20 protein-coding genes are annotated in these 22,595 nt (G+C 47.1%); 18 read left to right on the top strand and 2 right to left on the bottom strand.

Going from position 1 to position 22,595, the window contains the following annotated elements:
- Nucleotides 1-62 precede the first annotated feature (62 nt).
- The 7 genes from RGU75_RS20090 to RGU75_RS20060 all read left to right on the top strand — a co-directional run bounded on the left by RGU75_RS20090 (nt 63) and on the right by RGU75_RS20060 (nt 6,786).
- Entirely contained in the window at nt 63-1,781 is a 1,719-nt protein-coding gene (locus RGU75_RS20090; RefSeq protein WP_322239014.1) for a GspE/PulE family protein, read from the top strand.
- A complete protein-coding gene (locus RGU75_RS20085; protein ID WP_322239012.1) occupies nt 1,762-2,538 on the top strand; it encodes a hypothetical protein in 777 nt (258 codons plus the stop codon). The genes RGU75_RS20090 and RGU75_RS20085 overlap by 20 nt, the downstream gene beginning before the upstream one ends.
- Nucleotides 2,525-3,040 carry a hypothetical protein gene (locus RGU75_RS20080; protein WP_322239010.1) on the top strand — a complete coding sequence of 172 codons (516 nt, stop codon included), beginning with the start codon at nt 2,525-2,527 and terminating at the stop codon, nt 3,038-3,040. The genes RGU75_RS20085 and RGU75_RS20080 overlap by 14 nt, the downstream gene beginning before the upstream one ends.
- A gap of 77 nt (nt 3,041-3,117) precedes the next feature.
- Nucleotides 3,118-3,639, top strand: coding sequence for a hypothetical protein (locus RGU75_RS20075; RefSeq protein ID WP_322239008.1), 522 nt, complete (start codon nt 3,118-3,120; stop codon nt 3,637-3,639).
- Nucleotides 3,636-4,193, top strand: coding sequence for a hypothetical protein (locus RGU75_RS20070; RefSeq protein ID WP_322239007.1), 558 nt, complete (start codon nt 3,636-3,638; stop codon nt 4,191-4,193). The genes RGU75_RS20075 and RGU75_RS20070 overlap by 4 nt, the downstream gene beginning before the upstream one ends.
- Before the next feature lie 2 nt (nt 4,194-4,195).
- On the top strand, nt 4,196-6,271 hold the full coding sequence (locus tag RGU75_RS20065; RefSeq protein WP_322239005.1) for a secretin N-terminal domain-containing protein: 2,076 nt from the start codon (nt 4,196-4,198) through the stop codon (nt 6,269-6,271).
- Nucleotides 6,268-6,786 (top strand): type II secretion system protein, encoded by a 519-nt coding sequence (locus tag RGU75_RS20060; protein WP_322239003.1) that lies wholly within the window; start codon nt 6,268-6,270, stop codon nt 6,784-6,786. Before RGU75_RS20065 ends, RGU75_RS20060 begins: the two co-directional genes overlap by 4 nt.
- Nucleotides 6,787-6,834: 48 nt before the next feature.
- Here the strand turns inward: RGU75_RS20060 and istB are convergent, their stop codons facing one another.
- Together istB and istA are read right to left on the bottom strand one after the other, a co-directional pair.
- On the bottom strand, nt 6,835-7,605 hold the full coding sequence (istB, locus tag RGU75_RS20055; RefSeq protein ID WP_322232626.1) for an IS21-like element helper ATPase IstB: 771 nt from the start codon (nt 7,603-7,605) through the stop codon (nt 6,835-6,837).
- Between the two features lie 11 nt (nt 7,606-7,616).
- The gene (gene istA, locus RGU75_RS20050) at nt 7,617-9,140 is read right to left on the bottom strand and encodes an IS21 family transposase (RefSeq protein WP_322240175.1); all 1,524 of its coding nucleotides are present in this window, start codon (nt 9,138-9,140) and stop codon (nt 7,617-7,619) included.
- A 262-nt stretch (nt 9,141-9,402) separates the two neighbouring features.
- On the opposite strand from istA, the gene RGU75_RS20045 reads away from it, so the two are divergent.
- The 11 genes from RGU75_RS20045 to RGU75_RS19995 all read left to right on the top strand — a co-directional run bounded on the left by RGU75_RS20045 (nt 9,403) and on the right by RGU75_RS19995 (nt 22,502).
- Complete coding sequence (locus tag RGU75_RS20045) at nt 9,403-9,783, top strand: type II secretion system protein (protein ID WP_322239001.1); 381 nt, start codon at nt 9,403-9,405, stop codon at nt 9,781-9,783.
- Nucleotides 9,770-10,312, top strand: coding sequence for a type II secretion system protein (locus RGU75_RS20040; RefSeq protein ID WP_322238999.1), 543 nt, complete (start codon nt 9,770-9,772; stop codon nt 10,310-10,312). The genes RGU75_RS20045 and RGU75_RS20040 overlap by 14 nt, the downstream gene beginning before the upstream one ends.
- Before the next feature lie 225 nt (nt 10,313-10,537).
- On the top strand, nt 10,538-11,218 hold the full coding sequence (locus RGU75_RS20035) for a response regulator transcription factor (protein ID WP_322238997.1): 681 nt from the start codon (nt 10,538-10,540) through the stop codon (nt 11,216-11,218).
- Nucleotides 11,219-12,133: 915 nt separating this feature from the next.
- The gene (locus tag RGU75_RS20030; RefSeq protein ID WP_322238995.1) at nt 12,134-14,188 is read left to right on the top strand and encodes a PQQ-binding-like beta-propeller repeat protein; all 2,055 of its coding nucleotides are present in this window, start codon (nt 12,134-12,136) and stop codon (nt 14,186-14,188) included.
- Nucleotides 14,189-14,632: 444 nt separating this feature from the next.
- Nucleotides 14,633-16,033: a 3-isopropylmalate dehydratase large subunit gene (leuC, locus tag RGU75_RS20025; RefSeq protein ID WP_322238993.1), complete on the top strand. Its 1,401-nt coding sequence runs from the start codon at nt 14,633-14,635 to the stop codon at nt 16,031-16,033.
- On the top strand, nt 16,017-16,187 hold the full coding sequence (locus RGU75_RS20020) for an entericidin A/B family lipoprotein (protein ID WP_322238991.1): 171 nt from the start codon (nt 16,017-16,019) through the stop codon (nt 16,185-16,187). Before leuC ends, RGU75_RS20020 begins: the two co-directional genes overlap by 17 nt.
- Nucleotides 16,188-16,282: 95 nt before the next feature.
- Nucleotides 16,283-16,930 carry a 3-isopropylmalate dehydratase small subunit gene (gene leuD, locus RGU75_RS20015; RefSeq protein ID WP_322238990.1) on the top strand — a complete coding sequence of 216 codons (648 nt, stop codon included), beginning with the start codon at nt 16,283-16,285 and terminating at the stop codon, nt 16,928-16,930.
- Nucleotides 16,931-17,099: 169 nt separating this feature from the next.
- Nucleotides 17,100-18,170, top strand: a complete 1,071-nt coding sequence (leuB, locus tag RGU75_RS20010) for a 3-isopropylmalate dehydrogenase (RefSeq protein ID WP_322238989.1) — start codon at nt 17,100-17,102, stop codon at nt 18,168-18,170.
- A gap of 115 nt (nt 18,171-18,285) precedes the next feature.
- Nucleotides 18,286-19,419 (top strand): aspartate-semialdehyde dehydrogenase, encoded by a 1,134-nt coding sequence (asd, locus tag RGU75_RS20005; RefSeq protein WP_322240679.1) that lies wholly within the window; start codon nt 18,286-18,288, stop codon nt 19,417-19,419.
- A gap of 345 nt (nt 19,420-19,764) precedes the next feature.
- The gene (locus RGU75_RS20000; protein ID WP_322238987.1) at nt 19,765-20,316 is read left to right on the top strand and encodes a hypothetical protein; all 552 of its coding nucleotides are present in this window, start codon (nt 19,765-19,767) and stop codon (nt 20,314-20,316) included.
- A complete protein-coding gene (locus RGU75_RS19995; RefSeq protein ID WP_416186883.1) occupies nt 20,313-22,502 on the top strand; it encodes a FimV/HubP family polar landmark protein in 2,190 nt (729 codons plus the stop codon). Before RGU75_RS20000 ends, RGU75_RS19995 begins: the two co-directional genes overlap by 4 nt.
- Nucleotides 22,503-22,595: the final 93 nt, after the last annotated feature.

Raw genomic sequence — 22,595 nt, 5'->3', positions numbered from 1 at the left:
TTGCGCTTGGTATTTGAAACCGCCTTGTATATGCCGATCTTTGAGTTGGCGGGAAGCGTTTCATGACCAACAATATGACTGAGAATATGATCGATAACATTATCGATAACATGACCAATAACCTTGGCAAGGATATCGATATGCCGGCCTGGCTATCTGCTTCCATGGCAGAACATGGTGACGCCGCCATCGAACACATGCTAAATACACAGCCAGAGCGAATCGACGAGATCGCCGCTCTTATTGGGTTGCGCTCAATCTCGAGCGATATCGTGCTGGCTGCTGATTGTGATTTCGACATCATGCCATTGGCGGTTGTATTGGATAAGCAGATTTTGCCTATTCGTGTTGATGGACTTTTGTATCTGGTGATGGGACGCCCTGGTTCCATCTCCGCTCGAAATTGGGGACAGCACTGGATCCAACTCTTGGGTCAACAACACACTGCTGTGTTAGCGGTCACCATACCAGATGCAGTAAAACAACGGCTAAAGATGGTAGAGGCGCAGGAACGCGCTATAGACCAGTTTCAACAGGAACAATCTGAGCGTCAGACTGATGACGTAACCGAAATTTCATTAAGCACTATTTCACAGGATCAAAGCCCGGTCGTAAAGCTACTCAACTCAACGCTTTTCGACGCGCTGCAATCACGCGCAAGTGATATTCACCTGGAAAGTATTGATGATGGCCTTGTGGTGAAATATCGTATTGATGGTGTATTGCAAGCGATTACGCAAGTGCAGGGAAGCGATTTTGCAGAACAGACGATTTCGCGTATCAAGGTGCTGGGTGGGATGGATATCGGCGAACGTAGAATTCCTCAGGACGGTCGTTTCAAGGTATGCATACAGTCTCGGAATATTGATTTCCGTGTATCGGTGATGCCAAGTATTCATGGCGAAGATGCCGTATTACGCGTATTGGATAAATCCAGTCAGAATCAGGCCATCAAACTTGAGACGCTTGGCTTTGATATCCATACCTTGGATCGCATTCGTAGTCTGGTGAAAATTCCACACGGTATGGTGTTAGTAACCGGTCCTACCGGTAGCGGAAAATCGACTACATTGTATGCCACGCTTTCGGAACTCAATAGCGGCGAAGAGAAGCTCATTACGATTGAGGATCCGGTTGAGTACCAATTACAAGGCGTGTTGCAAATTCCTGTGAACGACAAGAAGGGACTAACGTTTGCGAAAGGTCTTCGTTCAATCTTGCGGCATGATCCCGACATTATTTTAGTCGGTGAAATACGCGATACGGAAACTGCGGGTATCGCTGTACAGGCAGCACTAACAGGACATTTAGTGCTGTCTTCAGTCCACGCCAATGGTGTTTTTAGTGTGCTTGAACGTTTTCTTTATATGGGCGTTGAGCCAGCGAGCTTGCTTGAGGCGTTGAACGGTGTCGTGGCGCAGCGCTTGGTCCGACGTAATTGCCCGACATGTTCTCATCCGGTTTCCGACACTGAGCGTCAGGAGATAGAAAAATTGAATCCGGATCGCTTTCCAAATGGAACTGATACCGCACATTTTATGGTTGGTGCGGGATGTGATGCATGTCGTTTTACCGGCTTTCATGGCCGTATCGCATTGGCGGAAATTCTACGTTGCAGCGAGAGTTTTAAGGATGCCGTGATGCAAAAAGTCCCGATGCGAGCACTGAAGGCTATCGCCAAATCAGAGGGATTTGTTTCAATGAGCGACGTGGCGATAGCCGCTGTAATCGAAGGAAAAACGACATTATCGGAGGTGCAACGTGTCATTGCGATGGAATAAATATATTGCCGTAATCGGCGCAGAAGTCGCTATACGTCTATCAGATAATCCAATAGCGCAAACGCATAAACTTGCGTTGTCGTCTTCCAGCAATTCTGAAGAGTGTTGTGCGACCTTTGATACGTTGATTGCTACTTTACCACGTAGTAAATTACCAATGCTCGACGTGATCGAGATAGCGCTTAGTTATCCTTATGTGAACCATATGATTTTGCCATGGCAAGATGAAATTATCTCTCCTGCAGATCGTCTCGCATATGCGGAGTCAATGTTAGAGCAACATTACGGCATCATTCGCTCCGATTGGTATTGCGAGATATCACAGGAAAAGTTCGGCTGTCCTGCAATTGCCAGCGCTATTCGTCGCGACATCGTGGACGAAATTATCGTCGTTTGTAAACAGCAAAAAATAAGGCTACAGCGTATACAAACATTGTTGTCCGACACTATCAACCGTCATCCTGGCGTGTTGCATACAGACGCAGTATTTGTTGTGCGTCAATCGGAGAGCTATGAATTTGCGTTCAGGCAAGATGGCATTTGGCGCAATGCCTTCACTTTGCCGGGAGTAGGCCAGGAACCTGCACTTTGCATCTTGTCGGCTTCCATATTGGCAAACTTTTTTCCCGAGAATGTCTACTCAAGTGATTATACGGTGACTTCAGAATTGCCAGTGATTGCACCCACACGTGCAGTTACGCACTCATCTCAAATTGAAGTAATCGTATCGCAGGAGAGCACGCATGCGTCTATTTAAACGAAATGCGGTTCCTGTCATCGCCACTGATCGCTTCCGTCCTGTATTCATCGTTGTCGCCTTGATTATTGCCTTTACGGCTGGATATCTGCTGCTGCAAGACGTTGGGGAGTTGAGACTACAAACCGCGAAGCTAAATATTGAAGATACACGTCTGGCGGCTTTGCAGCGCAGCGCTGATAAGGAAAAAAAAGCCATCAAATTAGAGTTGGCAAAAAAAATGCCACAGGGCGCCTCGCCACCTGAACCTGCGATCGCTGTGCTTACACGACTCGAGGCAGCATGGACAGATGATATCAGTCTGTTACGTGTGGAAACGGATCTGACCAAAGGCAGTATGCAATTGCATATTAATGCTAAGTCACGCGAGGGGTTATTCAGTTTTGTGGAGCGTCTCAAGCAACAATTTGGGAATAACGTTTTTTTACAGCGACACGGACAAAATGCGTCGAATGATCAGGATTGGCTATTGGATGCAAGTGTGGCATTGGGGTGGAAATGAATATCCAAACAATACGGATAAATAAAATGTTGATGCGCTTTCAATGGGAGTGGTATCGCATCGCTGGGGCCATTGGATTGCCTGGTTTGATTGCTTGTGCATTATTGGTCGTCTGGCTTGTTATGCATGCGGCCTTCCTGTTGCCATCGATCAGTCGTGTAAATGATGCATTGACCAAAAATACTGCGCTTCAGGCGGCCCGTGCAAAAGAAATAAAAAGTAATTTGCTCGTTACTTCTCAGCCAACAACCAATTTTTTAGTCAGAGAAGAAGATATTTTGGAACTCGCGAGAAAATTTAAATTGGATGCGCCGGAGGTGAAGTATCAGCAGATGCAGCGCGGAAAAGATGTCCAGCGAGAAGGGCGTATTTTGATCAACCTGCCGACAGTCGGGAGTTACCCGCAATTCAGAGAAATGATGGAAGAGTTATCTACGATGCCAAGTGGCCGAGTTGAAACATTTTCTCTGACCAGAAAAATGCCGTCGGACGAGATGCTTGCAATCGAAATGCGATTGTCTGTCGCTAAGGATGTCGCTCTGGAAGCAAGTAAATCTAAGGAAGTGGCAAAGAACGCCCTTTCAGGGAGGCCCAAATGAAGATTCCCTTCTATTTACGCATAGTTCTGCCGCTTACTATCGCCGCTTGTGGTTACGCGATGTGGACTGATTCGACAACAGACGAATCCACAGCTGTTCGCGCTCATTCCGTCAAAGTTAGCCAAGTGCATTCGGTCGAAAAGAAGCAAACAGCACCACAACTGGCCGTGGTAGAGAAGCGGAATTTGTTTCCTTATCAAGGTAGACCTTTAATCGCCCCTGCCATCTCGCCCGTTTCGGATAAAGCGGCAAGCTTGGGTACAAAAAACGAGGCGCTGGCGCCGGTACCGGTACGCGCTCCTCCTTTTCCATTTCGAGTTAGCGGCATATGGGTCGACGGCCCCCAACGCAAGATCATTCTTACCAAAGGCGATCAAACCATCATTCTTTGTCGTGGTTGCGATAAGTTGGCAAGTCCGGCTATCGGCGATGTAATTGACGGTAATTACCGCCTCGAAAAAATTGAAAACGAACGCATCACTTTTACTTATTTACCGTTGAAGCTTGAACAAATAGTCGATCTCGACAAAGCCCTAAGCGGAACAGGAAATTAATTATGTCAAATTTAAAATGCCGTATGGCAAAAAGTTTTTTGATGGTGGCGGTTGCGTCGATAGTAACGGGATGTGCTGTGCCTCGCGCCGTTCAAACGACCCAAGAGCTGTCAAATCAAGGTCATTTGGAAGAAGCAATCGATGTTTTGCAAAAGGCAAAAAAAGAAAATCCTGAGGACATGCGTCTTGATAGTGCCATGTTTAAACAGGTCGATAAACTAGTCGGACGTTATTATCAAGAAGGAGAGCGCGCACTTGCAGCGGATGATGAAAAGACCGCGCTTGAGCGCTTTGAGACAGTCCTGAAATACGATACCGGAAATATGCGGGCACGTCAGGCTATCGACCAGATTGGCAGCCGTAAACATTTAAAAGAATCTCTGATTGAAGCGCGCCTTATTGCAGAAAGCCGCCCAGATGATGCACTTCAGCTAATCTGGAAAGTATTGGAAGAGAATCCTGCATTGCCCGATGCAATCAAATTACGCGATACTTTGATGCGCCGTGTTGCAGAATCTAAAACGCTATCCCCAGCGCTAGGTACTTCGCTACAGAAGCCTATATCGTTGACATTCCGTTCGCATAACCTAATTAGTATTTTCGATACTATTTCTAAGCTTGCCGGGGTTAACTTTATCTTTGACGCCGACGTATCGAAGTCTGCAACCGCCAGCATTTCGGCTAAGAAAACGACAGCGGAAGATGCTATCAATTTATTACTTGCGACCAATCGATTGCGGAAAAAGGTGTTGAATCACAACACGTTACTGATTTATCCAGCTAGCGCCAGCAAGGACAAGGAATATAGGGACATGGCAGTAAAGACCTTCTTTCTGAGTCATGCGAATGCAAAATCGGTTAGTAGCGCGTTGAAAATGACCTTAAAAACCAGAGACATTTATATCGATGAGCGGATCAACGCCATTGTTGTTCGTGACGCTCCAGAAACCCTGGAACTCGCGAGTCGCTTAGTGCAGGCGCTTGATCGCCCAGAGGCTGAAGTCACCTTAGATGTGCAGGTACTTGAAATTAGCAGCAATGATTTGCTCAATCTGGGTGTTCAATATCCAGGGTCGATTGGTGTCGGAATTAACGGCGGTGTTGATGGAAGTACCAATATTCCATTGAATGTGTTGTCGAGCTTGACCAAAAATAATCTGTTTGTCGATCTAGGTGGAAAAAAGGGCTTGACACTAAACATGTTGCAGAAAGCGACACATATGCAAGTGTTAGCGAATCCTAAAATTCGGGTCAAAAATGGTAAGAAAGCACAAATTGAGATTGGTCAGAAAATCCCAGTCATCACCAACCTGATGACAGACTCTGGCGCGACCTCAGAAAAAGTCGAAATGTTGGATGTCGGTCTTAAATTTGACGTCTTGCCGACGATCAGTCTTGATGGCGAGATTAGTGTCGATATTGACTTGACGGTATCAAGCCTGGGCGCTTCAGAAGTCTCCCCAAAAGGCGCAAAGTATTATCGAATAAATCAGCGTAAGACAAAGACGACGTTAACCGCCAAAGATAATGAAACACAAATTCTGGCCGGGTTAATAAATCGTATAGGCGAAGATAATAAATCCGGTTTGCCCGGCCTTAGTCAACTCCCGTTACTTGACCGTCTGTTTGGCAGCCGTGAAGGTAATAATTCAAAATCAGAACTGGTGTTGGTCATTACGCCACGCATCGAACGTAAACTTGAATTGCCAGGAGCACATGTAACTACCTTCATTTCTGGTACTGAATCACGTGTAAGCCAGGATAGTCTGATATTGCGCAATACGGAAGGCGCGCGTTTGACGGCTGGTGGTGGTACCGCTTCGGTTTCAACACCACAGGTCGAGGAGCAGACTCGCCGAGAGGAAAAAGAGACTGAGGAGCTACCCGACCTTGAGTTGCCAATTGATCAAGGAGTTCCGGTTGATAAGGGAGTGCCCGCTTCAGTGCCGCCGCCTTTGAGGCCAAATACAGTCGGGTATTCCCAGCCAGCTGCAAATCCTCAATCCTTAGCTAAAGCGACTGTGGCAGGCATGTCTTCCTACTTGGCGAATAGAGAATTGAAGCCGGATTTAACATGACGGTTAGGTTAAGGCGTGTGAAGAATGGTGCTGGCGCTACCGTAGAAATTACTAAATCGAACGGCTTCACATTGATAGAACTCATGGTGTCGCTCGCAATACTCGCATCTCTAGCAGCAGCGTTATTGCCAATGACAGAGCTAATGGCGCGGCGTAGCCAAGAGCAAACTCTCAAGGACGGATTACGTAAAATTCGCAGTGCTATCGACGCCTACAAACAGGCATCAGATGACGGTGATATAGCAAAAGTAGTAGGTGCTACCGGTTACCCACCAGATTTGGAAGTGCTCCAGACCGGAGTCGCAGATAAAAAAAATATTAACGGTGGAAAGCGATATTTTTTGCGAAGATTGCCACGTGATCCTACCTGCAATTGTCCTGATACGTCGGCAGCTGAAACCTGGCAACTACGTAGTTACGATAGTGCTTTCGATGCGCCGCAAGCCGGCGCCGATGTCTTCGATGTGTCGTTGCGTATTCTGGTCAACGTGACCGCTCATTCTGGCCGATCGTGACCGCTGCGCCTGCGATGTTGTTACGCGGTTAAATTGTAATGTCTGCGGTCACGATGGGTCGATAGTTTTCTCCTTTTTGCTGGTTTTAGGTCGTTCTGCGCCACGCAGTGAATCGCCGGTCAGTGTCAGCCGATGATTGCGCTGCAGAATGCGGTCCAGGATGGCGTCGGCAATAGTGGCGTCGCCAATCCAGGCATGCCAATGGTCAACAGGAAGTTGACTGGTAATAATCGTCGCTCTGTTTGCCGCCCGGTCGTCAATCATCTCCAGCAAGTCGGAACGGGTCGTGCTGTCGATCGCGCCCATGCCCCAGTCATCAAGTACCAAGACATCGATCTTGGCGAGTTGGAGCAGCCATTTCCCAAAGCTGCCGCTGCCGTGCCGGATGCGTAGTTCTTCCTGTAGACGGGGTACGCGTTGATAAACAGCAGAGTATCCGCGCCGACAGGCGTACTGTGCCAGTGCGCAGGCCAGCCACGATTTGCCAGCACCGGTCGGTCCGGTAATGAGAATGCTGTGGCCAGCACTGACCCAATCTCCCAGCGCCAGACTCATCACTTCACGGCGGTCGATGCCACGCCCCGAGCGGGCATCAATGTCTTCAATCGCCGCTTGTGCGTATTTCAGGTGGGCGTTCTTAAGCAGGCGCAGGAGCTTGCGGTCATTGCGGCAATGGACTTCGCGATCAACCAAGAGTGCCAGACGTTCCTCGAAACTCATCGCCGCCATACTGGCCTGCGTCAATTGTTCCTCCAGTCCGGTCGCTAAGCCATCGAGTTTTAAGGTCCGCAATTGGGCCAGAGTGGTATGCATCATCATCGTTGACATCCTCATTGATAGTAATCAGGGCCACGCACATGGGCATGGTCAGGACTGACCCAATCGCCAACTGGGGCACACGGTGTGCGATCACGGTTATTTTTGAGAATGTCACGGACGTGGCGGTATTGGCAGGCACCGAGCTGTAAGGCCAGCATGCATCCTGCTTCAAGACGTGGCTTGCCGTAGCGCTTGGCCAATGACAGCAGACCAAGACAGGCACGGTAGCCGTGCTCGGGATGTCTGTTCTCGGCCATCAGACGCGTCACCGCCTCCGCTGTCGCCGTACCGATGGTCTGTCCCCAGTGAATCAGTCGCTGTGGCGTCCATTCCAATTGCGCACGATGCGCCACCGGCATATGCAGGGTGTCGGTGGTGAACCCGCCTTCGCCACTGTTGCGCGGATGACTGGCGACACGTTGACCGCGATGCAGGATTTCCACTGTCGTCGCTGTCATCCGGGCTTCCAGCACCTGACCGACCAGGGCTTGCGGCACACTGTAGTGATGGCGGCCGATCTCAACGTGGTAATCGTTATGCACCCTGACAGTCTTGAAATGCGCCATCTCATAACATTGCAATGGCAAAGGCCGTAGCGCCGGGACATCGAGTTGGGCAAACGCACTGGCGCGACTACCGGGTAGCTTCTGAAACGGCTTATCGTTAAGTACGCTCAGCAGCGGTGCGATGGCGACATCGACCTCGTGGACGCTGCTAAATTGCTGATGTCGCAGACGCGCCATGATCCAGCGCTCGACGATCTGCACTGCTGATTCGGCCTTCGCTTTATCCTGAGGATGACGCGGACGGGCTGGCAAGATGGAGGTGCCGTAGTGGCGCGCAAAATCGCGTACGGTGTCGTTACTGCGTGGTTCGTAGCGATTGGCGTCGGCGATCATAGCCTTCGGATTATCGGGAACAATCAACTGCGGTACCCCGCCGAAGAAGCGCAGCGCACGCGCTGTCGAAGTGAGCCAGTCGGCCATCGTCTCACGCGGCGTAGCACAGGCATAGGTGTAGCTCGATGCGCCCAGAGCAGCGACGAAGATGTGGGCACGGCTACCATCAGTGAGACCGATAGTCGGACCAGCATAATCAATGAACAGTTTCTCGCCAGCCCGGTGAATCTGGCGCATAGAGCGTTTGAGCTGTTTGGCAAACTGCCGGTAATTCACGCAGAACTGTGAGTAGGCATAGGTCTGGTGCTGGGCATAATCGGCACGATACTCTTCCCATAGCAACATCAGCGTCATCCCCTTGCGCCGCAGTTCGTGATGCAGCCTGGCGTAATCTGGCTGGACATGGTCTCGGGTCCGTTCTGGCGTGACCAAAAGCCGGTGCGCCAACTCGGTGTCGTCTACATCTTGCACCGCCGACCAGTCCAAACCGGCAACGGCGGCCAGGCCGACATACTTGGTGACGACTCCTTTTGAAATCCCCAGTGCTGCGGCAATCTGCTGGTGCGATAGTTTGGCATCCAGTTTTAAACGTAATACGTCTTTTATCTTACGCATAGTGATCCTTTGTACGGGCACGTTGTCTCCAGACAAACTGGAAGCGTACCCGTTCGGTTGCTCTATGCGTAACATCATCACGGTGCTGTACGACACCATTCCGGTATCGTGACCGATGATTCTGCTATCGTGACCGCCGATTCTGGTCGGGCTTGAAATCGGTCACGATAGACCGGAATGAGCGGTCACGATGCGCCAGAATGGTCGGTCACGATAGACCAGAATCGGTGGTCACGATCGGCCAGAATACCCATGTCGTCAATGAATACAAAAGAGGGTCTCAATGGCATTCCGTATAACCAATGGTAAAAAAGGATTTACCTTAATAGAGTTATTAGTGGTGATGGCGATTATTGCCACGCTGATGACGTTAGTAGCGCCGAAATATTTCAAACAAACTGAGCGTGCCAAAGAGGTGGTACTGCAACATAACATTCGCGGTCTGCGCGAAGCAATTGACAACTATCGTCAAGATCTCACTGCAGGGCCTCAGGCGCTCGAAGATCTGGTCAGTCGGCGTTATTTAAAAGAGGTCCCGCTTGACCCTGTTACAGGACGCCGTGATACCTGGTTGACTGAACTGAACGAAGACTCAGAAATTCAGGAGGTTCGTAGTGGTGCGCCAGGTACCTCCCTCGGAGGAGGGGCCTATGCGGAATGGTAAACAACCGGGATTTGCCTATCTCTCGGTGCTCATCATTGTGGCCGTTATGAGCATCATGGCACTAAAACTGTCGGGTGATTTGTCAGTGCGTTTGATGAGAGAGAAAGAGGCAGATTTGCTATTCAACGGAGATCAGATCGCCCAAGCGATTAAGAGTTACTACGAAAGTGGACCAGTGCGTGGTTGCTATCCGCCAAATCTGGATGTATTGCTTGAAGATCGTCGGGATTTGCGGGTAATGCGACATTTGCGGAAAATGTTTCCTGATCCGATGCACATGCGCACAGAGGGACAATCCAGTAGCCAGGATGATATTGAAACAATTGGCAATGGTGGATGGGGTTTAATCATGAACGAAAGCGACCATATCATGGGCGTCTTTAGTAAAAGCCAAATGGAGCCGTTCAAACAAAATGGTTTTTCTAAAGGTCGTAAGGATTTTGATGGAAAATCTCAGTATTCCGATTGGAAGTTTACTGCAAGGGGAAGCGCTGTAGCGCCAGCGTCACCGGCGGTTTGCAAGCAATAGATGGGACAAATGAGTGGAATTAGTCTAGACGTAATGTAGATCGCAAGTCCGGCTTTTTGAGGAGAATATTCATTAGTGTTTGCATGTTTAATTAATTTTTTTTTGTATGTGTTATGCGTTTTTGTTTCTCTTGTGTAACTACGCGCTATAATCTACTTGAATAGTTGGCGACATTATTGCCGATATGATGAAGTGCGAAAGTGACACATTTCACGGGATAAGCGCATGCATGTTCGACAAGTAAAATTGGTGTTAGCAGACGATCACCCAGTCGTTTTGTTGGGAGTGCAGTCACTTTTGCAAGGTCTCTCAAACGTGAATCTGGTTGGTACCGCCGCTAATTCGACTGAATTATTTGCGATACTCAACAGCCAACAAGTCGATATGGTATTGACTGATTACGCGATGCCTGGCGGCGCTTTCGGTGACGGTATGGAAATGCTGAGTCGTCTAAAAAGTCGCTTTCCCAAGGTTACCTTAATCGTCTTGACGGTGTTGACCAATCCAGCGTTGCTGAGCAAGATTGTGCAGCTTGGCGTGCACGGTCTGCTCAACAAAAGTAGCGATCTGAACGAAATACCGTTAGCGATTAAACGTGTGGGCAACGGCTATAAATATTTAAGCCGCAGTCTCACTGCGAGTCTTGCCGAACAAAGCACTCGTCCCGAAGTTGATAAAATCGCCTTGCTCTCAAAAAAAGAACTGGAAGTTCTCCGCATGTTTTTGGGCGGTATGTCGGTCCAGGCAATTGCCGATCATTTTCGACGCAGCAGCAAAACCATCAGCAATCAGAAACGAACGGGTATGCAGAAGCTGGCCTGCGCTAACGACGCTGAACTTTTTCAGCTCAATTCTCAAGTTGGACTGACAAATATCTCACCTCCTGAACAAGAGAATCCAAAATAAATTATCGCGACTGCAATGCGAGGGGCTTAGGACAAGCAATCATTGCTGTTAAGTCACCGTGGTGCGGCGTCTTCGAAGTCTATTGACATATTTTGCGACGTTGGCCTTGTGCGTTTGAGCGCCTAACAAGTAAGCCGTGACCATGCCTACGCAAACGATGTGCAGGCGCATCAATACCATTTGGCAATTTTTAGATGGTAGCCAAGTCGCGTATGCGATAAATTTCCCTCAAAACGCTTGTCACTTAAGTTGTTGAGGTTCTGCACCTCAACACTTTAGAAAAATAGAAAAATCTATATAAATATTAGATTTTTCTTAGGCGCTGAAAATAACAATTCCAAGATATATCTCAGATGGATACTCTATCCGACATCTTATATTTTTATGATTATTATGGGAACATAAAGATCACCGTCATTAATGTTTAATAGTAAGGGCTAGATATTATTTTAATCAATTTAGGCATGCCCTTAATTAGAATTAAGTACAAATATTAAATACAGATTTTTCTTATCGATGCAACCCTTTAGAACTAAGAATTATCTTTGTAATTTTATTAATAGTTATGTAATAAATAAATAATTATTTTCTTAATTACATTTTTTCATTGATGTAAAGATTAATGGTGTTTGCGATCAATATAGAAATAAATTAGAATCTATCTTTATAAACGGTAACAATAGCATTCATATCACTTCAACAATTTTTAAAATAATTAATTTTACCAATAATCAATAATGCAATTTTATAAAATATCGATTGATTGTTGTAATAATACATATATTTAATATTTAATTAATTAACATTAGATAATATTAAATTTTTTTGCCCCACGTTGTATCGATTTGGCTAGCCGGATGAATTGGTATCGCTTTCATCTGATTCGCTGAGTTAATAATAGAAAAGAAGAATCCAATGAAACAAGTATTGCCAAAATTAATAATATGTGCAGCCGTTAGCGCGCTATTTTTCACCTCTGCACAAGCAGCTATGTCCGCCGAAACAGCGGGGTCTGATGTGGCACAACTTAAATGGAAATACCAGCCACCGGGAGATAAGTTCTTTGACTTGGCATTAGATGCAGGGGGTGATGTATATGCTGGCCGAACCAATCATAGCGCTAAAGCAAGACACATCGGTATGCTCGGGTTCAGCGATGTAGAAGATCAATTTAAGCTTAAGTGGAGTCTAGATTATTTGACCGAATATCCTACCGGCCACAATTTGGAAGTCCCTTATTATCACAATCGGTACAGAAGCTTTACAGGGTTAATTGTTAAAGATAACACGGTCGTAGCAAGACTATTTGATAGTAGTTTGCTGATATTTGTGGACACGCGTACTGGAAATGTATTAAGGACGACCCCACTTGAGCCTTTGTCCAAGATGTCAACCCAGCATGTAGACACAGCGGCATTGGGAGAGGATGGGACGCTTTATTTCAATCGATGCAATGCGGTATCAAGTTCCGTATCTGAACATGAATTTTTAGGCGTTGGTTTTAACGATGGTTTGATAAAATGGCAAAAACAATTAAAAGGTGTCGGTTGTACTAAACCGCAGTTTAACGAATATTTTGAGGTTTTTTCTCCTGTCATTGATGCAGCCGGTGTAGCGCATATTTCTACTCAGGAACAAGGGCATTTCAACGGCGCCAACTTTACCGTCGCAGAAAATGGTGATGCATCTAAGGGAGTCAGATTACCTATGCGCTCGCTGCAGTCGGCAGTGGGTGACAACGGTGTAATTTATACACTTGGATACAAGCAGGCCAACTATAACTCTACGCAAACAGAATATGGTCTTTACTCTCTTAATGCAGAGTATCCTGATCAACCGGCTCATTTACTTTATAGCTTTAAGTCCGATAGACGATATATGGGGGGCTTGTTAACGGAGCCGGTGATCGCTGGCTCCTCGATTTATTTCGCCGACTCCGCAGTCAACGGAACACGTTACGCGCTTTCTGCACTCACATTGGACGATAATTCCCACGTCCCGCGCTGGACTTTTCCATTTGGAGAAAGTACAACCTATCATTATAAAGAACGCGTTACCGCAACGCCTGCAGTTAGCGCTGGGGGACTTCTCTACGTTGGCACAACAGAAGCGCTGTATGCGATTGACGCTGCAACGGGCGAGCAAAAATGGAAATCATCTGAAAATCGTAACGCCTCTCAATTAACGATAGGCAAAGACGGCACTCTTTACGCGATTGCCTGCGATGATACTTGCATTGTGGCGATCAAGGGCGATGGCACATCTCTGGCTAAGGGCCCATGGCCGAAGGCACGAGGCGACGCTGCTAATACAGGACGGGTCTCAAAAAGTATCGGGGAACCGGCGGCTAGTCTTTCCTGGATTAAAGCTGGCCAGATCAATGCAACCGGCGATTTGCCTGTCGGCAGTACGGTGACCGTTACTGCGACTAAGCCGAACGTTAAACCAACGAGCATCGACATCACTTTGCCGAGCGGTAGTAATACCCATTATCGCTGGCCTAAGTACGTGGCTGATCAACTCAATAACACCACGTTGTTCCGCGCTGGTGTCGAACAAAAAGATGGTTCGTTTGCACCGCAATATAGCCAGTACCTCAACATGATTTGGTCGCAATCCAAAGATGCGAAAATAACGGTGACAATTAAGCCGGCTACCGGGGACGCTCCAACCTGGAAAACGGTTAGCGCGATTATCTCAACCGGTGACTTGGCGGTAGGTAGCCATATTCTTATTTCGCTTACCGATCCCGAAGGACATCACTCGCAAAAATCATTTGCAGTGACAGCGGGTGCGAACGGGCATTATGAATGGCCTAAACATCTGGCAGACTTCATCAACGGAACATTTGACGCGGTGCGCGCAGGTGAGATGATCGGCAAAGATGCCTTTACGACGCTCAAAAGTCAGTACCGCAACACATTGTGGGTTCAGCCCGGCTATCACGCCGAATTGACTTTCGTAAGCTAACAGTTCGTTTTTGACGCAGCTTCCTGTCGACCTAGAAGGAAGCTGCGCTTGAGCTTATTTGTATTTTCTCTCGAATCGCTTTGAACTTTTTCAATAAACTCCTCCTCTTGAGTGAGGAAGGGTGTTCAATAATGATGTTTCAGTCGTGATAATGCAAAAGGAACGAATTATTTGTATTTATCGAGTGATGAGATCGGTAGTTACTGTATTTAATATCAAAAAAATAATTATAAAATAGTCAATAAATAAGATTTTGCCGGATGGTTTGAAAAAATTTAAAAATTTCAAACATCACCCGCAGAATTTTCTATTTACAAACGGTTTCCGCACATGAGTGATGTTTTTATGACACCGTGGCGCTTTTCAGCTAAATTTGAACTCCCCAACTATGGCATAATCATAGGCTAATTTCACTGTTTAGCGCGTCCAGATACGCGATTGATCATGCTAAAAACGCTCTACGACAAATTATGGGAATCTCACGTGGTCCATGCTGAACAAGATGGCACGGTAATTCTTTACATCGATCGTCACTTACTGCATGAGGTGACGAGTCCTCAAGCTTTTGACGGACTTAAGCTAGCCGGGCGCACGCCTTGGCGAGTTCCTGCTAATCTAGTTGTGGCCGATCACAATGTTCCCACTACTGATCGCGCCCATGGGATCGTTGATCCAGTTTCGCGTCTTCAGGTCGAGACTTTGGATGCCAATGCCAAAAAATATGGCCTGACTTATTTTGCCATGAACGATTTACGTCAAGGTATCGTCCATGTGATTGGACCTGAGCAAGGTGCCACCTTGCCGGGGATGACAGTTGTCTGCGGCGATTCGCATACATCAACGCATGGCGCATTTGGCTGTCTGGCCCAAGGTATTGGGACGTCTGAAGTAGAGCACGTATTGGCAACTCAGACGCTATTGACCAAAAAATCCAAATCGATGCTTATACAAATCGACGGTGTGATACCGAACGGCGTCACTGCTAAAGATCTGGTACTAGCGGTAATTGGCCAGATCGGTACTGCTGGTGGAACTGGTTATGCGATTGAATTTGGTGGTTCAGCAATTCGTTCTTTGTCGATGGAAGGCCGAATGACAGTTTGTAATATGGCGATTGAGGCAGGTGCGCGTGCTGGCATGATTGCCGTGGACGACACCACTATCAACTATGTCAAAGGGCGACCATTGTCACCAGTTGGACCACATTGGGAGCGGGCTATTAGTTACTGGCGTACGCTGCACTCTGATGTCGGCGCCAAATTTGACATGGTGGTTACACTGAATGCTGCCGAAATTAAGCCGCAAGTGACTTGGGGCACTTCACCAGAGATGGTGGTGCCGATTGATGGCCGCGTGCCGGATCCCGATAAAGAAAAAGATCCGACCAAACGCGATGGCATGGAAAAGGCGTTGGCTTACATGGCGCTGAAGCCAAATACCGCGATGGAAGATATTCGCATCGACAAAGTGTTTATTGGCTCATGTACTAATTCTCGTATTGAAGATTTGCGTGCAGCAGCGGTAGTGGTTCGCGGCAAATTCCGTGCATCAAATGTGAAGCTGGCGATGGTTGTTCCCGGCTCTGGTCTGGTTAAGGAACAGGCTGAGCGCGAAGGCCTGGATAAAATTTTTAAAGATGCTGGTTTTGAGTGGCGCGAGCCAGGATGTTCAATGTGTCTGGCCATGAACGCCGATCGCCTTGAGCCAGGTGAGCGATGTGCATCAACTTCAAACCGCAATTTTGAAGGTCGCCAGGGTAATGGTGGGCGTACACATCTGGTAAGTCCGGCAATGGCCGCTGCAGCGGGAATCGCAGGTCATTTTGTTGATGTACGATCCCTATAGAACGTTTATTTGTACCTTTGATTTCGTAAATATGAAAAAAATTATTGCTTTATGTCTTCTTGCTGCTATTTCTACTTCAATGGCTGGTTGTAATACATTTCACGGTTTCGGCCAAGATGTCGAACATGTGGGCGAAAAAATGCAAGGCAAGTAATTTTCAGTAGCGATTATGTGTTTAATTGCACTGTGTTTTACGTTGTTATTGTCTCTTTGTCGCTAGCTTGAAGCGCTTTATTTGGAATAAATGTGATGAATAAATTTACTGTACTGGATGGTTTGGTGGCACCGTTGGACCGTGCTAATGTCGATACCGATGCCATCATACCGAAGCAATTTTTGAAATCTATTTTGCGTACCGGATTTGGGCCGAACTTGTTCGATGAATGGCGCTATCTGAATCATGGCGAGCCAGGAGTGGATAATTCAAAACGACCGCTTAATCCGGACTTCGTACTGAACCAGGAGCGCTATCAAGGCGCTTCGATTCTCTTAACGCGCAAGAACTTCGGCTGTGGGTCGTCGCGTGAACATGCGCCGTGGGCGCTGGATCAATATGGTTTCCGCGTTGTAATCGCACCAAGTTTTGCCGATATTTTCTTCAATAATTGCTACAAAAACGGTTTGCTACCAATTGTTTTGCCGGAAACGCAGATTGACGGCCTGTTTGATGAAGTGAAGGCGTTTCCTGGTTACCGCCTGATTATCGATCTCGAAAAACAATTAGTGACGACCTCGAACGGTAGCGTGAGCTATCCGTTTGAAGTGGGCGAGTTTCGTAAGTATTGTCTACTAAATGGCCTGGATGACATTGGACTGACACTGCGTCAGGCCGACAAAATTCACGAATTTGAAGATCGTCATTTGTTTGAGCAACCATGGTTAGCCAATACGATTTGATGCAGTTGCGTTTATGCAATGATTCTAAATATGCACAGTAGTATCTTATGTAGATGGTTTTTTTGGCTTGCGCTTGGCGACTATCCTGAATGGCTAGGGCGATAAAAATATATCCATCGACTGCGCGTTATTATTTCAACGTTTCTTTGAACTTATTTAAATACAAAACATGAAAATTGCAATTTTACCGGGCGATGGTATTGGTCCTGAAATCATAGAGCAAGCGGTGAATGTTCTTAAGGTACTTGGTGAAAGTTTCGAAATGGAAACAGCCTCTGTTGGCGGAGCTGGTTATGCCGCACACGGCCATCCTCTTCCAGAAGGCACACTTAAATTAGCAAAAGAGGCGGATGCCATTTTATTCGGCGCAGTGGGTGATTATCAGTACGACTCACTAGAACGTTCGTTGCGTCCTGAGCAGGCAATTCTTGGTTTGCGTAAGAACTTAGGGTTGTTTGCCAATCTTCGTCCTGCGATTTTATACCCAGAATTAGCCGGTGCTTCAACGCTGAAGCCCGAAGTCGTATCAGGTTTAAATATCTTGATCATTCGTGAATTGACCGGCGATATTTATTTTGGTCAACCGCGCGGCGTACGTACGGCCCCTGATGGTGCATTCAAAGGCGAGCGCGAAGGTTTTGATACGATGCGCTATGCTGAGACAGAAATTCGTCGGATTGCGCACGTTGCCTTTCAGACGGCACAAAAACGCGATAAGCGTTTAACAAGTGTCGATAAAGCGAACGTTCTTGAAACCTTTCAGTTTTGGCGTGACATTGTAACGGACGTCCATAAAGAATATCCGGACGTCGCGCTTGAGCATATGTATGTGGACAATGCAGCGATGCAATTGGTCCGCGCACCAAAAAAATTCGATGTCATTGTCACGGGCAACATGTTCGGAGACATTCTGTCGGACGCAGCGGCGATGCTGACCGGTTCAATTGGCATGTTGCCATCCGCTTCATTGGATGCCAATAACAAAGGTTTATACGAGCCTTCACACGGCTCAGCGCCTGATATTGCAGGTAAGGGCATTGCTAATCCATTAGCTACCATTTTATCGGCTGCGATGATGCTGCGGTTTTCCTTGAATAAGGCAGAACAGGCTGATCGCGTTGAGGCGGCAGTAAAGAAGGTCCTGGCGCAAGGTTTGAGGACGAGTGATATTTACGAAGCGGGGACAACAAAAGTCAGTACAACTGAAATGGGTCAAGCCGTATGTAAGGCTTTGGCTTAAGTTACGCGACTAAGAAGGTGTAGAACCCTTCTTTTGTGTTTTCATTGTATTTTATGTTTTCTTAGTATTTATTGACGTTACGGGCGTTTCCCCGTTCATGTTTTAGGGAATGATGATGAAGCTGGTTGGTTTAGTCGGTTGGCGTGGCATGGTTGGTTCGGTCCTGATGCAGCGAATGCAGGAAGAGGGCGATTTCGCCCATATTGAACCGGTATTTTTTTCAACTTCAAATTCAGGCGGACCTGCGCCTGCATTGGCAAAAAATGAAACAACATTAAAAGATGCTAATGACATTGAGGCGTTAAAAAAATGCGAGATCATTATTACGTGTCAAGGCGGTGACTACACTAGTGATATTTTCCCAAAACTTCGTGCGTCCGGATGGAGCGGTTACTGGATTGATGCAGCATCAACTTTGCGGATGAAAGACGATGCCATCATCGTGTTGGATCCTGTCAATTTGAATGTCATTAAAGATGGACTGACGCGGGGTATTAAAAACTACGTAGGCGGCAACTGTACCGTCTCCTGCATGATGATGGGCCTGGGTGGATTGTTTCAGCATGATTTGATTGACTGGATGACCTCGATGACTTATCAGGCAGCATCTGGTGGTGGCGCGCAACATATGCGTGAATTGTTGACCCAATTTGGTGCAATCAATGCAGAAGTCAAATCATTGCTCGACAATCCTGCGGCAGCGATTCTTGAAATTGACCGTAAAGTATTGGCTAAGCAGCATAGTTTTTCTGCAGACGAAACCAAGCAGTTCGGCGTACCCCTTGCCGGAAATCTAATTCCATGGATCGATAAGGATCTCGGTAACGGAATGTCTAAAGAAGAGTGGAAAGCCGGCGCAGAAACGAATAAAATTCTCGGCCGTGGTGAAGGATTTAGCAGTGGGAAAAAACCTATTCCGGTTGATGGGTTATGTATCCGTGTCGGTGCCATGCGTTGCCACTCGCAAGCTCTCACCATCAAATTGAAGAAAGATGTGCCGCTTGACGAAATTAACGACATCATCGCTAGTAACAATCAATGGGTAAAGGTTGTCGAGAATAGTCGTGAGGCCTCAATGCGTGACCTGACGCCAGCTGCAGTCACCGGTAGCTTAACGATTCCAGTTGGCCGCTTACGCAAACTGGAAATGGGTGGTGATTATCTTTCGGCATTTACTGTTGGTGATCAATTACTGTGGGGAGCTGCAGAGCCTCTGCGCCGCATGCTGCGAATTGTGTTGGATAAATAAAAAAGCGAACTAGTTCAATTGCGACTTCCGTCTTTTTGTTGTCTACAAGAGGCGGCTTAAGGACGGAATAATACAATTGTTGATGTTCATCCCTGTCCAACGATAGATTTTCATGGCATTGTTTTATTGGTAATTTTAATGCGACCAATACTATTCGTGATTTGTTGCCAGACTGGTAATCTACTAAATATCTAATGAATCGGCCTAGCTCGACTTTTTGGGCAATATTAATGTTTTAAAACTCAGGAAATAACATTGATAAAACGCAAGATTTGTCTTCTAACTTACGCCAACGGAATGTCTTCAATGCCACTAAACAAGAGTTTACATTCATCGAGCAAATTAATGTCCGTTGGTTTAAAGACAATTACATCAGCAGTCATTTCTTCCATGGTAATGATGGCCGGAGCACATGCCGCTGGGTTTGGTAAGTTAACGATCTTGTCGTCGCTAGGCCAACCACTGCGTGCTGAGATTGAATTAACTTCCGTGGCCAAGGATGAGGAGTCGCAATTAGTTGCAAAATTAGCGTCTGCTGATGCATACAAACAGGCCAATATCGATTTTAATCCCGCATTATTATCTCTCCAATTTTCGATAGATCAGCGTGGAGTGCGTAAATTCGTACGCGTAACTTCTACGCAACCAATTAACGAGCCATTTGTTGCAGTGTTAATGGAGTTGGGCGGCACGAATACGCGCGTTGTGCGGGAATATAACGTCTTGCTCGATCCCGCCAGTTCTCACGTGGCGCAAAGTGCACAAATTACTGTACCAGTTCGCCCATCAGCAGTGGGTCCCACAATAGCGTCTGCGCCATCTGGTGCGGACGCTGCCGCGTTTTTGCCCGGCGCGAGAAATGATCGCTCGTTTCCACGTTATAGTGAAAAAAAATAGCTCAACCTGATCACACTGAATCTCGCACAGCCAAAACATCAGCTCCCGCTGCTACGGGTGATAAAAAACGCGCTGGAGATTACCGGGTAAAGAAAGGCGATACGCTTTATCAAATTGCGGATACCAACTTGCCGGACGGCGTGTCAATTGATCAAATGTTGGTCGCCCTGTATCGCGGCAATCAAAATGCATTTATCAATAAAAATATTAATCGTTTGCGTAGCGGTCAGATTCTCTCAATTCCCGATGCGGACAACGCACGTACCGTTTCTTCAGCAGAAGCTAGAAGTGTAATTCTGGCAATGTCGAAAGACTTTAACGGATATCGCAATACGCTGGCTGGTCAGTTGCTCACGGCAACGCCGCGTGCTGGCGATGAGGCAAAACAGAGTGGTGGCGGTAAAATCACTGCGAAAGTGGAAGAGCCGGCAAATCCTACGAACGACGCCAAAGACAAACTGAAACTATCACGCGCTGGCGGCACCTCTAAAGCGGATGCGAAATTGGTTGCAGCGACTGAAGAGCAAGTTGCCCATGAAAAAACAAACGTTGAAGCAAATACTCGGGTCAAGGAACTAGAAAAAAATATTAACGACTTACAAAAAGTCATAGATCAAAAAAATAAGAATTTAGAGGAGTTGCAAAAGCAAGCGGATAGCTCTGGAAAAGCTTCGGCTGCCCCATCTGTTGGTGCATCTCCTCAAGCTGCCCTCGTAGTTGGGTCAACACCGTCTTCGATGATGCCCACTGTGGCAGGTGTCGCCCCTAATGCACCTTCTATTACTCCTGTGTTATCAGTTGCGGCGGTAGCTGACGCTTCGCCACCCAAGCCTACTCAGCCCAAGCAGATTCCGAAGTTGGCAACACCCTCTCCTGAGTCCAGCACCTTAAGCGGTTTAGCGGATAATCCTTTGCTATTACCTGGTGTCGGCGTGTTGGCATTGCTATTAGCAGCCCTTGGTATCAGCAGACTGCGTCGCAACAAGCAGCAGGTGTTTTTAGCTAATGGTGGAAGGTCGCAGGGCACCTCGGGGATCAAGTCGAGCACATTATTTGGTGCGGCTGGAGGGCAGAGCACTGATACTAAAAATAGCGTATTTAATTCTAATTTCGTACCTTCGGTTAGCGATCTTGATACGAATGTCGATCCTGTAGCTGAAGCGGACGTTTATATCGCTTATGGACGTGACTTGCAGGCAGAAGAAATTTTAAAAGAAGCGTTACGCGGACAGCCAACGCGTGATGCGATTCGCGTTAAATTATTAGAAATTTATGCGGCGCGTAAGGATGTGCGGGCCTTCGAAATACTAGCTAGCGAACTCTACAGTCTAACAGTCGGGAAGGGGGAGGATTGGCAGCAAGCGGCGGCGTTAGGAGTGACGATAGACCCTACTAATCCATTGTATGGGCGAGGAGATTTGCCAGAGCAAGTAGTTAGTAAAGCAGCATCGATAACTGCTCCTACGCAACCAATGGAAGGACTTGAATTTAATGCGCCGCGAGTTATTCCTGGACCTTTGAATACACAAAGTCGAATACTGGATGTCGAGGAGGTGGCAGTTCCGATATTACTCACTCCGTCGCATGTAGATGCTGATCCACTTAAAGATATATTGGAACCAGACGACAAGCCAGATCTGGATTTTGACTTTGCGCCCCTAGATGACCCTGTCGATAAGAGCCATCATTCGGCGATCACGATGACGACACCTGAATCCGCTAAGGCGATTCTGGAATCTCTGGATTTTGATCTTGAAAACAAAGCGTTGACAGGCTCTGATTTTAGCGTCACGGGTTCGTCTGCTGAAACTGGCGTACAGTATAAACATATTCCATCAGACCCGACTGTAGAGGTATCAGGTGGGGTTCCAACTCTTCTGGAGCCTGTTATTCCACTATCGAATGTAGCATCAACCTTCGTGATGGCTGCTCCCCTGGAGTTCGAGTTTTCAGCTATGGATCTTGATCTTGTCAATGTGGCTGATAAGCATAGTTTGTCAGAGGAAATATTGAAGGCTCCTCTTGTTATGAACAACACGGAAATGGCGACTAAGCTTGATCTTGCTGCTGCTTATCAGGAAATTGGTGATAGTGAAGGCGCGCGCGAATTACTAGAAGAGGTATTAAAGGGCGGTGATGTGGGGCAGATAGCAACGGCGAAAGCGTTATTGGTAAAGCTTACGTAAAAATGTTGGTGAGCATTTTTTAATTTGAAGTGCTAATAATATTTGGCAATTAACGGGCGCAGCGTTATGCTGGCGCCCGTTTGTGTTTAAACG

Source organism: Glaciimonas sp. CA11.2, assembly GCF_034314045.1.
In the GTDB taxonomy this organism is placed as follows: Bacteria; Pseudomonadota; Gammaproteobacteria; order Burkholderiales; family Burkholderiaceae_D; genus Glaciimonas.
Note: the sequence above shows the minus strand (reverse complement) of the source record. Positions and strands in the feature narration are given on the sequence as shown.

What these genes read in the sequence shown, in the direction of transcription:
- RGU75_RS20090 (WP_322239014.1), top strand. Translation starts at nt 63, where the DNA reads ATGACCAACAATATGACTGAGAATATGATCGATAACATTATCGATAAC.
- RGU75_RS20080 (WP_322239010.1), top strand. Translation starts at nt 2,525, where the DNA reads ATGCGTCTATTTAAACGAAATGCGGTTCCTGTCATCGCCACTGATCGC.
- RGU75_RS20070 (WP_322239007.1), top strand. Translation starts at nt 3,636, where the DNA reads ATGAAGATTCCCTTCTATTTACGCATAGTTCTGCCGCTTACTATCGCC.
- RGU75_RS20065 (WP_322239005.1), top strand. Translation starts at nt 4,196, where the DNA reads ATGTCAAATTTAAAATGCCGTATGGCAAAAAGTTTTTTGATGGTGGCG.
- RGU75_RS20060 (WP_322239003.1), top strand. Translation starts at nt 6,268, where the DNA reads ATGACGGTTAGGTTAAGGCGTGTGAAGAATGGTGCTGGCGCTACCGTA.
- istB (WP_322232626.1), bottom strand. Translation starts at nt 7,605, where the DNA reads ATGATGATGCATACCACTCTGGCCCAATTGCGGACCTTAAAACTCGAT.
- RGU75_RS20045 (WP_322239001.1), top strand. Translation starts at nt 9,403, where the DNA reads ATGGCATTCCGTATAACCAATGGTAAAAAAGGATTTACCTTAATAGAG.
- RGU75_RS20040 (WP_322238999.1), top strand. Translation starts at nt 9,770, where the DNA reads ATGCGGAATGGTAAACAACCGGGATTTGCCTATCTCTCGGTGCTCATC.
- RGU75_RS20035 (WP_322238997.1), top strand. Translation starts at nt 10,538, where the DNA reads ATGCATGTTCGACAAGTAAAATTGGTGTTAGCAGACGATCACCCAGTC.
- RGU75_RS20030 (WP_322238995.1), top strand. Translation starts at nt 12,134, where the DNA reads ATGAAACAAGTATTGCCAAAATTAATAATATGTGCAGCCGTTAGCGCG.
- leuC (WP_322238993.1), top strand. Translation starts at nt 14,633, where the DNA reads ATGCTAAAAACGCTCTACGACAAATTATGGGAATCTCACGTGGTCCAT.
- RGU75_RS20020 (WP_322238991.1), top strand. Translation starts at nt 16,017, where the DNA reads ATGTACGATCCCTATAGAACGTTTATTTGTACCTTTGATTTCGTAAAT.
- leuD (WP_322238990.1), top strand. Translation starts at nt 16,283, where the DNA reads ATGAATAAATTTACTGTACTGGATGGTTTGGTGGCACCGTTGGACCGT.
- leuB (WP_322238989.1), top strand. Translation starts at nt 17,100, where the DNA reads ATGAAAATTGCAATTTTACCGGGCGATGGTATTGGTCCTGAAATCATA.
- asd (WP_322240679.1), top strand. Translation starts at nt 18,286, where the DNA reads ATGAAGCTGGTTGGTTTAGTCGGTTGGCGTGGCATGGTTGGTTCGGTC.
- RGU75_RS20000 (WP_322238987.1), top strand. Translation starts at nt 19,765, where the DNA reads ATGTCCGTTGGTTTAAAGACAATTACATCAGCAGTCATTTCTTCCATG.